This is a genomic window from Streptomyces flavofungini (assembly GCF_041028215.1).
In the GTDB taxonomy this organism is placed as follows: Bacteria; Actinomycetota; Actinomycetes; order Streptomycetales; family Streptomycetaceae; genus Streptomyces; species Streptomyces flavofungini_B.
In genome coordinates, this window is sequence record NZ_JASKYR010000159.1 from 1 (window position 1) to 13,636 (window position 13,636).

Below are 13,636 nucleotides of genomic sequence, written 5' to 3' on the forward strand. Positions count from 1 at the left end.
GTATGAGCTCCTCCACCGCCTCGCCGTCCGCGTCCTGTGCCGTCTCCGCGGCGGGGATTACGGGGGCCGCGGGTGCCGGGGCCGAGTGCGACGGAGCCGAGGGCGAGGAGGCCGAGGGCGACAGGAGCGGGGCCGACGGCGCGGCAGGCGCGTGTGCCGGAGGGGCGGGGGCCGCCGTCTCCTGCGCCACGCCGATGCCGATGTCGATGTCAGGGGTGTGGTGCGGCGCCTGGTCCGGCGGTGCGCCGGCCGTGCCGACGTCCGCCGCCTGCGGCCGTGGTGCGGGCCGGACAGGAGGTGGAGGCGGGGCGCCGAGGTGCGCGGTGCCATGGTGAACAGGCGTCGACACCAGCGGTTCGCCGGTCCCGGAGGTCTCCGGCGCGGCAGAGAAAGACTCAGCGGCCATCTTCGCTTCTCCATTCCAGCGGGGTGTCCGCACCCCGCGCGTGAGCGTTATCCCGTTCTATGCACGCTTCTTGCGGCCCGCCACTGGAGGAGCCGCCTGGCGGTACGTACTCCGCCGCATCGGGGAACACGTGTGGGTGAACAGCCAGGACCACCCGACCCGAGGAGCCCCGACGTGCCGTCGAACGCCGCCGTGCCACCGGCCATGGAGTCCGTGTACGCCCGCATCGGTGAGGAGGTCGCCGCGCGGGCCGGCCGGCTCTGGGACGTGAGCCTGGCGCTGCACCGCGAACCGGAGACCGCCTACGAGGAGCACGCGGCGGCCCGCCTGCTCGCCGGTGAGCTCGAACGGGAGGGCTTCGAGGTGGAGCGCGGCCCGGCCGGACTGCCCACCGCCTTCGTCGGCCGCTCGGGCCATGACGTCATGGGTCACGACCACATGGGCCACGACCACGCGGGCCACGGCCACACGGGCCACGACCACACCGTCACGGCCCGAGACCCACGCGTGGCGCTGCTCATGGAGTACGACGCCCTGCCGCTGCTCGGCCACGCGTGCGGGCACAACCTCATCGCCGCGGCCGGTCTCGGCGCGGCACTGGCCGCGCGCGCCGCGCTCAGCGAGACGGGCGGGACCCTGCTGGCGGTCGGCACGCCCGCCGAGGAGAGCGGCGGCGGCAAGGTCGCCGAGGTCGAGGCGGGCCTGTTCGACGGGGTCGACGCCGCGCTGATGTTCCATCCGGGGGTCTACGACTGGACGTGGGCGCCGCTGACGGCCAGCGCCCAGCTCCGGGTGGGCTTCCACGGGCGGGCCGCGCACCCCACCGGCAACCCCACGGAGGGCATCGACGCCCTCGGCGCGCTGATCCAGCTCTTCAACACGCTCGGCGTGGTGCAGAGGCGGCTGCCGCCCGGGTCACACGTCCAGGGGATCGTGACCGACGGGGGCCGGGCCACGAACATCGTCCCCGAGTACGCGGAGGGGCTCTTCGGGCTGCGCGGGGGGACGAGCACCGCGCTGGCGGAGCTGGTGGAGGAGGTGGGTTCCTGCGCGCGGGGCGTGGCCCTGGCCACCTGTACGGAGGTGGAGGTGACGGACGTGGGCGGCAGGTACGAGCACTTCCGTGACAACGAGGTGCTCTCCGGGGCGTTCGCGCACCACCTTCGGCGGGCGGGCATCGCCTTGTCGCAGCCCGCCCCGGGCATTTACCTGGGCTCGTCCGACATCGGCAATGTCAGTACCCGGGTGCCCGCGATCCACCCGTTCGTCGCCATCATGGGCCAGGAGGGCTCCGACCACACGCCCGAGTTCGCGCGGGCGGCGGCGGGGCCGCGCGGCCGTGCGGTGATGCTGGCGGCGGCCGAGGCGCTCGCGTGCACGGCGGCCGACGTCCTGCTCGGCGGCGGCGGTAGCAGCAGCGGCGACGATGTGCGGGCACGGGCCTGGGCCGCCTTCCGGGAGAAGGCGGCCCAGGGGCTGTGAGAGGAGTCGGCTGTGCGAGGCGTCAGTCCTCCACCGCCACCCGCACCGACCTGACCTCGGTGTCCACCGCGTCCGGCACCACCATCCCGGCGTCCACGCCCTCGCGCAGATACCGCAGCACCTCGTGGTTGAGCCGCTCGCCGGGGAGCGCCGCCGGGATGCCGGGCGGGTAGGGCGTGAGCATCTCGGCGGTGACGCGGCCGACGGCCTTCTCCCAGGGCACCTGCTCGACCCGCCCGAAGAAGGCGTCACGCGGCAGCGTCACCTGTTCCAGGCGGAGCTTGGCCGGGTCCGGCACCTCGACCGGAGCCGCGGGCCGCAGCTCGTCGGCGTGGTCGGCGACGTCGCGCAGCGCGGTGATCAGCTTCTCCGTGCTGTCGGCGTCGTCGGCGTGGGTGAGCTGGGCGCTGGTACGCCGGTGGTCGGAGAGGTGCAGGTTGATGTGGTGGTGCGCGCGGATCCAGTCGGCGACCCGGTAGCCCGTGGTGCCGAGGCCGGTGATGTCGACGATGACCTGGAGCGGGTCGAGGTCGTGCGCGCGGCCGGGGCCGCAGAAGTCGTCGCGGCCGTGGACGCGCATGCCCTCGATGTCGCCGATGCGGGCCCGTACGGTCCCGGCGAGGGAGAGGGTGTCGTCGTACAGGGCGCGGCCGTGCTGCACCATCTGGCGACGCCAGCCGTCGAGTGCCGCGTACAGGAGCACCGAGGGGCTGGTCGTGCCGAGGAGGTCCTCGCGGCTCTTGAGCACCTCGGGCCGGATGAGGCGGCCCTGGAGGTGGAAGACCGAGCCCTGTTCGAGGCCGGAGCCCATCTTGTGCACGGAGGTGACGCAGACGTCGGCGCCCGCGTCCATGGCCCAGGTCGGCAGGTCGGGGTGGAAGGGCAGATGGGCGCCCCAGGCCTCGTCGACGATGAGCGGCACGCCGTGCTCGTGGCAGGCGTCGGCGATGGCGGCGAGGTCGGAGCAGGTGCCGTACGGCGTCGGCGTGGTGACCAAGGCGCCCCGCGCGTCGGGGTGCTCGGCGAGGGCGGCGCGGAAGGCGTCGGCCGTCGGCGGGTGGGCGAGGTGGCGCTCGGCGTCCCACTGAGGGTCCACCCAGACCGGCACGATGCCCGCGAGCACGAGGCCGGAGACCACCGACTTGTGCGCGTCCCGCCCCACGAGCAGCTTCTCGTGCGGTCCCGCGACGGCGAGCATGGCGGCCTTGACCGACAGGGAGCTGCCGCAGGTCGAGAAGAAGGTGTGCTCGGCGCCCACGGCGTCGGCCATGAGCCGCTGGGCCTGGCCGAGCACGTCCTTGGAGGAGGTGCGGTCGTCGAGGCCGCTGATGGCGAGGACGTCGGAGTGGAACACGGCGTCCCCGAGGACCGCGCGCACCCGGGGGTCGGCGCCACGTCCCTGCTTGTGGCCGGGCGGGGTGAACGGAGTCTGCCCCTCCGCGTGGTACGCGGCCAGCGCGTCGAGCACGGGTGCCTGTGAGTGGTCCATGGCACTGCGGGTTCCCCGCGCGATCCGGGCAAAAACCCCGCTGTTCCGAACGGCGGCCCGGCCGCGCCATGTCCGATTAATCACTTTGATCCGGGGGTACTCGGGACTCATGATCACGATTGGGGTCGAGGAAGAGTACTTGCTGCTCGATCCGGAAACCTGCCTGCCCGTACCGCTCGCGGACCAGGTGCGGGCGGCGGCCGGACTCGGGCCCATCGCCGAGGACGGCGAGCTCCAGCCCGAGCTGCTCCAGGCCCAGGTGGAGGTCGCCACGCCCGTCTGCACCGACCTGGACGAGGTCGGCGGCCACCTGCTCAGGCTGCGGCACGCGCTCGGCACGGCGGCCGAGAAGAACGGCTGCCGCCTGGCCGCCACCGGGGTCGCCCCCTTCCGTACGGAGGCACCCGTACCGGTGACCCGCAACGCCCGCTATCTGGCCCTGCGCTCACACGCCCCGCAACTCGTGGCCGAGCATCTGGTCAACGGCATGCACGTGCACGCGGCGGTGCCGGACAAGGAGACCGGCGTCGCCGTGCTGAGCCGGGTGCGGCCCTGGCTGCCGGTCCTGGTCGCCATGTCCGCGAACTCGCCCTTCTGGGACGGCAAGGACACCGGCTTCGCCAGCTGGCGCACGGTGATCTTCGGCCGCTGGCCGGTCAGCGGACCGCCGCCGCGCTTCACCTCGCTCGCCGACCACGACCGCCGCATCCAGTCGATCCTGGACACCGGCACGGTCGACGACACCGGACAGCTCTACTGGCAGGCCCGCCTCTCCGAGCGCTACCCCACGATCGAGGTGCGCTGCACCGATGTGCAGCTCCGCGCCGATGCGGCGGTGATGTTCGCCGGGCTGGTCCGCGCCCTCGTCGCCACCGCCCTGCGCGAGCACCGGGCCGAGGTCCCGCTGCCGGAGTGCCCGCACGAACTGCTCCAGGTCATGAACTGGCACGCCGCCCGGCACGGCCTGAGCGGTCTGCTCATCGACCCGTCGGGCCGGGCGCGCAAGGCGGGCGACATGCTGTGCGTGCTGCTCGACCACCTGACCCCGGCCCTGGAAGAGGCCGGGGACACCCGCGAGGTGACCTCCCTGGTGCACCGGCTGCTCCAGGAGGGCACCCCCGCCGACCGGCAGCGCCGTGCCCTGGCCGAGGGCGGCCTGCCCGCCCTGACCGAGCTGATCACCGGCGAGACGGCCGCCACCTGAACACCCGCTGCACCGGTGCCCGGGCGCCGCGTTCAGGCCGCGCGTCCCTCCAGGCCCCGGTGGGCGCGGATGATGTCGGCGTAGAGGTGGCCGCTGCCCTTGATGGTGCGCTGCTGGGTGCGGTAGTCCACATGGACGAGGCCGAACCGCTTGTCGTAGCCGTAGGCCCACTCGAAGTTGTCCAGCAGCGACCAGGCGAAGTATCCGGCGAGCGGGGCGCCCTTGCGCACGGCGCGGGCGCACGCCGCCAGGTGCTGTACGAGGTAGTCGGCGCGCCCGGTGTCCTCGATGGTCCCGTCCGCGCCCATGACGTCGGGGTAGGCCGAGCCGTTCTCGGTGACGTAGAGCCTGCGCGCGCCGTACTCCTCGGTGAGCCGGAGCAGCAGGTTCTCCATGCCGCCCGCGTCGACCTCCCAGTCCATGCCGGTGCGCGGCACACCCTCGCGGCGGATCTGCCGGGCGTACGGGGCGGGGCCGTCGGGGTCGTCGGTGACCGTGGCCGGGAAGTAGTAGTTGAGGCCGAGCCAGTCCAGGGGCGCGGCGATGGTCTCCGCGTCCCCCCGCTGCTCGGGGAGGTCGACCCCGTACACCTCGCGCATGTCGGCGGGGAAGCCGCGGCCGTGGACGGGGTCGAGCCACCACCGGTTGGTGTGGCCGTCCATGCGCCGGGCCGCGGCGATGTCCTCGGGCCGCTGGGTGGCGGGCTCGACGGTGGAGAGGTTGTTGACGATGCCGACCCGCGCGCCGGGCGCCGCGGCCCGTACGGCCTGCGCGGCGAGGCCGTGGCCGAGCAGCAGGTGGTAAGAGGCGCGTACGGCCGCGGTGAGGTCGGTGAGGCCCGGGGCCATGACGCCTTCGAGGTGGCCGATCCAGGCGGAGCAGAGCGGTTCGTTGAGGGTCGTCCAGTGCGTGACGCGGTCGCCGAGGCGCTCGGCGACCACGGCGGCGTACGCGGCGAAGTGCTCGGCGGTCTCGCGCCGGGGCCAGCCGCCCCGGTCCTGGAGCGCCTGCGGCAGGTCCCAGTGGTAGAGGGTGACGGACGGCATGATCCCGGCCTCCAGGAGGCCGTCGATCAGCCGGTCGTAGAAGGCGAGGCCCTTGGCGTTCACGGCGCCGTCCCCGCCGGGCACGATCCGCGGCCAGGCGACCGAGAGGCGGTAGGCGTTGGTGCCGAGCCGTCTCATCAGGGCGATGTCCTCGCGCCACCGGTGGTAGTGGTCGCAGGCCTCGTCGCCGTGGTCGCCGTTGTCGATCGTTCCCGGCCGGTGCGAGAAGGTGTCCCAGATCGAGGGGGAGCGGCCGTCCTCGGCGACGGCTCCCTCGATCTGGTAGGCCGAGGTGGCGGTGCCCCACGCGAAGTCGTTCGGGAACGCGGCGAGGTCGATGGGTTCGAGCACGGAAGTCCTCTCAGCGGCGGCAAGAAGGTGGGTGGTACGGGACGCGGCTCGGGTCACTTGACGGCCCCCGCGGTGAGGCCGGCGACCAGATAGCGCTGGAGCAGCAGGAACCCGGCGACGACGGGCACGCTCACGACGAGCGAGGCGGCCATGATCTGGTTCCAGTAGACGTCGTTCTGGGTGGAGTAGCCCTGGAGGCCGACGGCGAGGGTGCGGGTCGTCTCGTTGGTCATGACGGAGGCGAAGAGCACCTCGCCCCAGGCGGTCATGAAGGAGTAGATGGCCACCGCGACGATGCCGGGCACGGCGGCCGGGATCACGATCCGGAACAGCGCCTTGAGCGGTCCGCATCCGTCGACGAGGGCCGCCTCGTCCAGGTCGCGGGGCACCGAGTCGAAGTACCCGATCAGCATCCAGATGGAGAAGGGCAGCGAGAAGGTGAGATAGGTGAGGATGAGGCCGCCGCGCGAGCCGAACAGCGCGATGCCGGTGGACTGGCCGATGTTGACGTAGATGAGGAACAGCGGCAGCAGGAAGAGGATGCCGGGGAACATCTGCGTCGACAGGACCGTCACGGTGAACACGCGCTTGCCGCGGAACTGGTAGCGGCTGACGGCGTAGGCGGCGAAGACCGCGACGATGACCGAGCAGACGGTCGCCGCACCCGCCACCACCAGCGAGTTCATGAAGTACTTCGCCAGCGGGACGGTCTTCCAGATGTCGATGTACGGACGGATGGTGAGGTCGCGGGGCAGCCAGCGGAAGCTGCCCGAGACGTCCTGGAGCGGCTTGAGCGAACTCGTCACCATCACGAACACCGGCAGCAGGACGAAACCGGCGAGCAGGGTCAGGAAGATCCGCCGGGACCACAGGAAGGACCGGGGCGCCGCCATGGGGGAGCGGCGCTTCGCGGCCGGGGCGAGGCTCTCAGACATCGGAGACCTTCCTTCCGCGTGAGGTGAGTGCCAGGTAGACGCCGGTCACCACGAGCAGGAAGAGCAGCAGCAGGACCGACATGGCCGAACCCGCGCCGAAGTTCCAGGTGTTGAACGACGACTGGTAGATGTGCACCGAGATCAGGTCCGCCGCCTCAGGTGCCTTGCCGAACAGCACGAACGGCGTGTTGAAGTCGTTGAAGGTCCACAGGAACAGCACGAGCACCAGGACCTGGTTGACCGGGCGCAGGGACGGCAGGGTGATGCGGCGCACCTGCTGCCAGATCCCGGCGCCGTCCATGGCGGCGGCCTCGTACATCTCCTTGGGGATGTTCTGGAGCCCGGCCATGACGATGAGGAAGGCGAACGGCCAGCCCTTCCAGACCGAGACGGTCAGCAGCGCCCAGAAGCTGTTGTCGCCGATCAGCCAGAAGGTCCGCTTGTCGGTGATGCCGAGCTGGTCGTGCAGGACGTGGTTGATGAGGCCGTTGTCGTGCTGGAACATGAAGGCCCAGGTGATGACCGCGGCGTAGACGGGCAGCGCGTAGGGGATGAGGAAGACGGCCCGCAGCAGGCCGCGCCCGCGGAACGTCTCCTGCATGAAGATGGCCGCGGCCGTGCCGAGCAGCCAGCACAGGCCGACGGACAGGACGGTGAAGGCGCAGGTGACGAAGAACGAGTCGAGCAGCGCCTCGCCGACGGGCGCCGAGAAGTCGACCGTCAGCTTGTAGTTGTCGAGGCCCGCCCACGGGGCGGCGCCCCAGTCGCGGATGAAGAACTGGGTGAGCTCCTTGAAGCTCATGAAGATGCCGATGACCATCGGCACCAGGTGGACGAGGAGCTCCAGGGCCAGGGCGGGCAGCAGCAGCAGGTAGGGCAGGCCGATCCGGCGGAGCCGCCCGGGGCGGCGCGGCGGGCGCGCCTCGGCCCCGGGGGCGGCCTTGCGGACCCCTCCCTCGACGACGTCCTCGACGGTGCTGGAAGTCATGGGTGTGACACTCACTAGTTCGTCATCTGCTGTTCGGCCTTGCCGAGTTCGGCCTTGACGTCCGCGGTGCTGATCGCGTCGCCCTCGGCGGCCTTGGCGAAGAGGTTCTTCACCGCGGTGCCCACGACGGTCTCGAACTGCGACTCGTTGGCGACCTGCGGCAGCGGTGCCGCGCTCTTGGCGAGGGTGTCGCGCAACACCTTGAGTTCGGGCTTGCTGAAGGCGGGGGCGTCCTGGGCGGTCTTGACCGGGGGCACCGAGCCGTACTTGCCGCAGAGGATCTTCTGCTCGGCGTCGCTCGTCATGAACTTCACGAACTTCGTGGCGCCGTCGATGTTCCTGGTGTCCTTGAAGACGGCCATGTTGATCCCGGCCACCATGGAGTTGACGGACGAGCCCTGACCGGGCGCGCCCGACGGGACGGGCACCGGGGCGACGCCCCACTCGTCGTCCTTCATGCCCTGTGACTGAAAGGTGGTGGCGGCGGCCTGCCAGAGCACCATCGCCGTCTTGTCCTTGGCGAAGTCGCTCAGCGACTGGTTCTGGGCGTACTCGGCGTTGCCCGGGGCGATGATCTTGTCCTTGCCCATGAAGTCGACGTACTGCTTGACGGCGGCGACCGCGCCGTCACTGGTGAAGTCGGGCTTGCCGTCGGCGGAGAACCAGTCGGCGCCGTGCTGTTTGGCCAGGGCGAACACCTGGTGGATGTTGTTGGAGAGGTTGGAGCCCTCGGCGCCCAGGGCCCACTTGCCGCCCTTGGAGATCTTCTTTCCCGCCGCCACCAGCTCGTCCCACGTCGCCGGGGGCTTCGCTATCCCGGCGTCGTCGAACATCTTCTTGTTGTAGTAGAGCGCGTACGCCATCGAGTACAGCGGGACGGCGGCGGGGTCCTTGCCCTTCTCGCCGGTCGAGCCGAGCGCGGACTCGACGAACCGGTCCCTGCCGCCGATCTTGTCGAACTGCTTGTCGTCCCACGGCAGCAGGGCGCCGGTGGCCTGGAGCGAGGCGCTCCAGGTGTTGCCGATGTTCAGCACGTCGGGGCCCTGGCCCGAGGTCGTCGCGGTCATGATCCGCTTGAGCAGATCCGACCAGGGGATGACCTCCAGCTTCACCTTGATGCCGGTCTGCTTCTCGAACTTGTCGAGTTCGGGGCGGAGCACCTTCTTGTCGGCCTCGACGTTCGGTCCCTGGTTGGATGCCCAGTACGTCAGGGTCTTCGGCGACTCGTTGGAACCGCCGCCGCCCGACGACGTACCCCCGCCGCAGGCGGACGCGGCGAGGACGAGCGAGAGCGTGACGGACCCGACGGCTGCGGCTCGGTTTCTGCGCATGGCTCCAGGTGCCCCTTTCTACAGAAGGACATGAGGTGGAGGACTGCAAGGAGGCCCCCGCGTACGGTCGCCGGAAGACCCAAGGCTTAATTTAGGACGTGAGTTAAACCTTTGAGGAAGGTAGCGTCAAGGGTTCGCTCACCGCTAACTTCGGTGGCACACAGACGAAGGGACTCACATGACTGGGCGGCGCAGCGGGCGCACAGTGCATGACCTGCGGCGGGCGAACCGCGCCGCCGTATTGCAACGGTTGTATTTCGACGGGCCGATGAGCAGGTTCGAGCTGGGGCCCGTGACGGGCTTGAGTTCAGGTTCCGTAAGCAACGTCGTGGCAGAACTGGTGGCCGAGGGGTGGGTGGAGGAGGCCGGCAGCGTCGAGTCCGACGGCGGACGTCCGCGTACGCTCCTGCGGGTCGCCCCGGACAGCGGCCAGCTGATCGGGGTCGACGTGGGCGAGACCCGGGTCCGCGTCGAGCTGCTCGACCTCTCCCTCACCGAACTCGCCCGCGTGGAACGCCCCTTGCACCTCAAGGAAGACGGCGTCGAGGGCACGGTGGGGCACATCAGGGAGGGCATCGGCCAGGTCGTCGAAGCGGCCGGTGGCAGCACCGACCGGCTGCTCGGCGTGGGCATCGGCGTGCCGGGCATCGTCGAGCGCTCGCCGGGACTCGGGGCGGTCGTGCACGGCCAGACGATCGGCTGGGACGCGGTGCCCCTGGAGTCCCTGCTGCGTTCAACAGATCAACTGCCCGCCACCGTGCCGTACTTCATCGACAACGGAGCCAAGACCTCCGGTCAGGCGGAGATGTGGTTCGGCGCGGGGCGCGGGGCCCAGAACGCCGCGATCGTCCTCTTCGGCTCCGGCGTCGGCGCCTGCGTCGTGACCGACCAGGTGGAGTCGGGCCGGGCGGTGGAATGGGGGCACCTCACCGTCCGTGTGCGGGGCCGCAGATGCCGCTGCGGCGCGCTGGGCTGCCTGGAGGCGTACGCCGGGGCCGAGGCGCTGCTCGAACGGTGGCGGGAGGCGGGCGGCAGGCCGCCCGAGAGCGCCGACGAGGAGGGCTCGCTCACCGCCATGCTGGACGCCGCCTACCCCGAGGGCTCCGCGGAGCCGGACCGCGCCGCCCTCGCCGTCCTGGACGAGACCGCCGAGTACCTCGGCGCGGGCCTCTCCGACCTCATCAACCTCTTCCAGCCCGAGCGCATCCTCATCGGCGGCTGGGCGGGCCTCCAGCTCGGCCCCCGCTTCCTCACCGCCGTCAAACGGCACATCGCCACCTACGCCCTGGCCCACCCCGCGGGCCGGGTCGAGATCGACCTCGGCACCCTGGGCCCGGACGCGGTGACGCTGGGCGCGGCGACCCTGCCCCTGGCCGGGTTCTTCGCCCGTGGCGGGCGCCGCGTCGAGACGGCGACGGCCGTGACGCTCCCGGCCTGGCGGACGGCGGTGGAGGACCGGGCGATGAGCTGAGCGGCGGTGCGCGCGCACCGGCCGCCGGGCCCCCGGCCTACGCCGAGTCCCGCACCACCAGCTCCGGATCGAAGATCGTGGAGGTCGGTTCCGTACGGGTGCCCTCAATGCGTTCCTGGAGGAGGCGGGCCATCTCCGCGCCCATCTCCTCCACCGGCTGGCGCACCGTCGTCAGCCGGGGGCGGCAGGTGACGGCCACACTGGAGTCGTCGAAGCCGACCACCGCCACGTCCTGCGGGATGCGCCTGCCCTGCTCCCGCAGGACCTGACAGACCCCCTGCGCCATGAGGTCGTTGGCGGCGAACACCCCGTCGATGCCGGGGTGTTCGCGCAGCAGGCGGTGCATGGCCCGTGCCCCGCTGTCGAGCGTGAAGCCGCCCTCGGCGACCGGAACGCAGGGCTGACCGCCCCGCTCCATGCCCTCGCGGAACCCGGCCAGACGCTCCTGACCGGCGGCGATGTCCAGTGGCCCGGCCACGGTCGCGACCCGGCGGCAGCCCCGGGCGAGCAGCTGTCCCGCCGCGAGCCTGGCGCCGTCCCGGTGTGCGAAGTCGACGAAGGTGACGGGGAGCTGCCCGGCGGGGCGGGCGAAGAACACGGCGGGCAGCCGCGCCTCGGCGAGGAGCGCGGGCAGCGGGTCATGGGCGTAGGTGGACACGACCAGAGCCCCGTCCGCGTTGCCGTGCCGCAGATAGCCGAGCACCTCCTGGCGGGAGGCGTCGGACTCGGCGAACATCAGCACCGGATGCACCGAGCGGGGCCGCAGGAAACCCATGACCCCGCTCACCACCCGCCCGAAGAACGGGTCGGCGAACACCCGTGCCGTGAAGGCGTTCTGCGCGGCCTCGGTGCTGTCACCGGCGCCGGAGACCACCAGGGCGACGGTCTCGGCCCTGCGGGTGACCAGGGACCGCGCGGCGCGGTTGGGGGCGTATCCGGTGCGCTCGATGGCCGCGCGCACCACGTCCTGCAGGGCGGGGTCCACACTGCGCACGCCGTTGACCACCCGGGAGACGGTGGCGCGCGAGACCCCCGCCACGCGCGCCACGTCCTCCAGGGTCGGCAGCTCATGCCTCATGCGGGAACCCTAACCTGTGCCCCGCACCGCCGATAGAGCGCTCTCCCGAACGCTCACCTGTAGACGCCGAACTCATAGAGCGAGTAGCCGTATCCGGTGCCCCGGGCCGTTCCGTGCACCCGTACGTACCGGCCGGAGCCGCTCACGTCGAAGTCGTCGACGCCGCCGTTGCCGTCGGTCACCTCGCGCACGGTCCGCCAGGTCCTGCCGTCGTCGGAGGTCTGGATGGTGTAGGCCTTGGCGTACGCCGCCTCCCAGTTGAGCTGGACGTGCTTGAAGGAGGTGACCGAGCCGAGGTCGACCTGGAGCCACTGCGGGTCGCTCCAGTCGGCGGCCCAGCGGGTGGTGTTCCTGCCGTCCACGGCGTTGGCCGCGGGGCAGGGGAAGTCACCGCTGCCGGGCTGGAAGGACGAGGCGGTGGCCGGCTTGCCGAGCGCGATGTTGGTGCCGTTCACCGGCGGCGGGACCACCCGGACCGACCGGGTCTCGACCCCGACGTTGCCCTTGCCGTCGGTGACCTTGACGTACATCTTCCACAGCCCCGGGCGGTCGGGCGCGGTCACCTTCAGCCGTCCCGAGCCCAGGTCGGTGGCGCGCAGGGGCGTCAGCTCCTTGCTCTTGTCGAGGTACATGCTGTTGGCGAGCACCTCGTAGGAAAGGCTGTCGCCGTCGGGGTCGGTGACCTTGGTGTTCAGCGTGAGCGCGCCGCCCGCGGGCACCTTGCCGGAGTCGCCCTCGACACTGAGGTCGGTGATGACGGGCGGGGTGTTGTCGCCCGCGGTGCTGCCCTTGTACGCCTTCTTCACCGCGTAGTACGAGAGACGCTTCTGGCCCGCGGGCAGCAGGTTGAACCAGATGCCGCCGAAGTCGTACTCCGTGCCGTAGTGGAAGACGGTGGCGCCGAGCGCGACGCCCCGGTGGCCGGTGACGCAGTTCCAGGCCTTGGTGTAGCCCTCGGCCTTGGCGCGGTCGGTCGGCTCCGTGGGGACGCCGTTGGCGTCGTCGGGGACCTCCCACTCACCGGCGGGCCCGGTCTCGGTGACGATGTAGGGCTTGGTGTACCCGCCCTGCTCCCAGGCCGACTTGATGCCGCACACGGCGTCGTAGGCGTTGACGGCGTACAGGTCGAGGTCGGGCGCGTTCTTCTTGTAGTAGGGCCAGGCGCCGACCCAGGCGTCGGTGGAGGTCACCGGGTGGTGGGGGTCGACGGCGTGGATCTTCTTGGTGATGTCGTTGACGAAGGAGGTGTAGGCGTCGCGCTGCGCCTCAAGCTCCGCGCCCTGGTAGCAGTTCTGGAGCCCGAGCACGGACTCGTTGCCCACGTTCCACATCAGCACGCCGGGGTGATCCTTGTAGGCGCTCACCCACTTGGGGAACTCCTCCAGCATCTGGTTCTTGTACGAGGTGTCCGTGCGGTAGTTGACGCAGCCGCCGCTGCCGGGGCCGCCGCCGGGCTGGAGCCAGAAGCCCGCGACGACCTTGATGCCGTGCGCGGCGGCGGAGTCGAGCAGCGGCTTGCTGGAGGCGTCGGTGCCCCAGGTCCGGATGGTGTTGACGCCCATCGAGCGCAGGTCGGGCATGTACTTGTCGGCGTCGGACGGGGAGGGCCCCCAGGTCACCCCCTTGAGCTGGAAGGGCGCCCCGTCGACCGTGAGCTGCCAGTTGCCCTGGGAGCCTGTCACTTTCACGACGCTGCCCGCCGCGTGGGCCTGCTGCGCGGGGACGGCGAGGACACCGGCCGCGAGCAGCCCGGCGGAGGCCAGGACGGCGGTGCGGCGGGTGGGCGCGGTCGTGCTGGGTCTTGGCATGCTGCGGACTCCTGAGGGTGAGGGGGAAGGCGGGCGGAGGGATGAGG

Annotated in this window: 10 protein-coding genes and 1 pseudogene; 3 read left to right on the forward strand and 8 right to left on the reverse strand. The window is 71.4% G+C overall.

Annotation, left to right across the window (positions count from 1 at the left end):
• Window positions 1–406, reverse strand: a pseudogene (locus tag AB8Z36_RS13690) (hypothetical protein); the annotation flags it as partial.
• 204 nt (window positions 407–610) lie between these two features.
• Between AB8Z36_RS13690 and AB8Z36_RS13695 the strand changes: the two are divergent.
• Complete coding sequence (locus AB8Z36_RS13695) at window positions 611–1,888, forward strand: amidohydrolase (RefSeq protein WP_369213556.1); 1,278 nt, start codon at window positions 611–613, stop codon at window positions 1,886–1,888.
• 22 nt (window positions 1,889–1,910) lie between these two features.
• Here the strand turns inward: AB8Z36_RS13695 and AB8Z36_RS13700 are convergent, their stop codons facing one another.
• Complete coding sequence (locus tag AB8Z36_RS13700) at window positions 1,911–3,377, reverse strand: aminotransferase class I/II-fold pyridoxal phosphate-dependent enzyme (RefSeq protein WP_369213547.1); 1,467 nt, start codon at window positions 3,375–3,377, stop codon at window positions 1,911–1,913.
• Between the two features lie 109 nt (window positions 3,378–3,486).
• On the opposite strand from AB8Z36_RS13700, the gene AB8Z36_RS13705 reads away from it, so the two are divergent.
• On the forward strand, window positions 3,487–4,581 hold the full coding sequence (locus AB8Z36_RS13705) for a carboxylate-amine ligase (RefSeq protein WP_369213548.1): 1,095 nt from the start codon (window positions 3,487–3,489) through the stop codon (window positions 4,579–4,581).
• Between the two features lie 32 nt (window positions 4,582–4,613).
• On the opposite strand, the gene AB8Z36_RS13710 is transcribed toward AB8Z36_RS13705, so the two are convergent.
• Genes AB8Z36_RS13710 through AB8Z36_RS13725 form a run of 4 tightly spaced genes read right to left on the reverse strand, consistent with a single transcriptional unit; the run spans window position 4,614 to window position 9,232 of the window.
• A complete protein-coding gene (locus AB8Z36_RS13710; protein ID WP_369213549.1) occupies window positions 4,614–5,978 on the reverse strand; it encodes a GH1 family beta-glucosidase in 1,365 nt (454 codons plus the stop codon).
• Between the two features lie 53 nt (window positions 5,979–6,031).
• The gene (locus AB8Z36_RS13715; protein WP_369213550.1) at window positions 6,032–6,913 is read right to left on the reverse strand and encodes a carbohydrate ABC transporter permease; all 882 of its coding nucleotides are present in this window, start codon (window positions 6,911–6,913) and stop codon (window positions 6,032–6,034) included.
• The gene (locus AB8Z36_RS13720) at window positions 6,906–7,901 is read right to left on the reverse strand and encodes a carbohydrate ABC transporter permease (RefSeq protein WP_369213551.1); all 996 of its coding nucleotides are present in this window, start codon (window positions 7,899–7,901) and stop codon (window positions 6,906–6,908) included. Before AB8Z36_RS13720 ends, AB8Z36_RS13715 begins: the two co-directional genes overlap by 8 nt.
• Before the next feature lie 14 nt (window positions 7,902–7,915).
• Complete coding sequence (locus AB8Z36_RS13725; protein ID WP_369213552.1) at window positions 7,916–9,232, reverse strand: ABC transporter substrate-binding protein; 1,317 nt, start codon at window positions 9,230–9,232, stop codon at window positions 7,916–7,918.
• Window positions 9,233–9,410: 178 nt separating this feature from the next.
• On the opposite strand from AB8Z36_RS13725, the gene AB8Z36_RS13730 reads away from it, so the two are divergent.
• Window positions 9,411–10,703, forward strand: coding sequence for an ROK family transcriptional regulator (locus AB8Z36_RS13730; RefSeq protein ID WP_369213553.1), 1,293 nt, complete (start codon window positions 9,411–9,413; stop codon window positions 10,701–10,703).
• A 37-nt stretch (window positions 10,704–10,740) separates the two neighbouring features.
• Here AB8Z36_RS13730 and AB8Z36_RS13735 read toward each other — a convergent pair whose 3' ends face one another.
• Window positions 10,741–11,781: a LacI family DNA-binding transcriptional regulator gene (locus AB8Z36_RS13735; RefSeq protein ID WP_369213554.1), complete on the reverse strand. Its 1,041-nt coding sequence runs from the start codon at window positions 11,779–11,781 to the stop codon at window positions 10,741–10,743.
• A gap of 53 nt (window positions 11,782–11,834) precedes the next feature.
• Window positions 11,835–13,589, reverse strand: a complete 1,755-nt coding sequence (locus AB8Z36_RS13740) for a discoidin domain-containing protein (protein WP_369213555.1) — start codon at window positions 13,587–13,589, stop codon at window positions 11,835–11,837.
• Window positions 13,590–13,636: the final 47 nt, after the last annotated feature.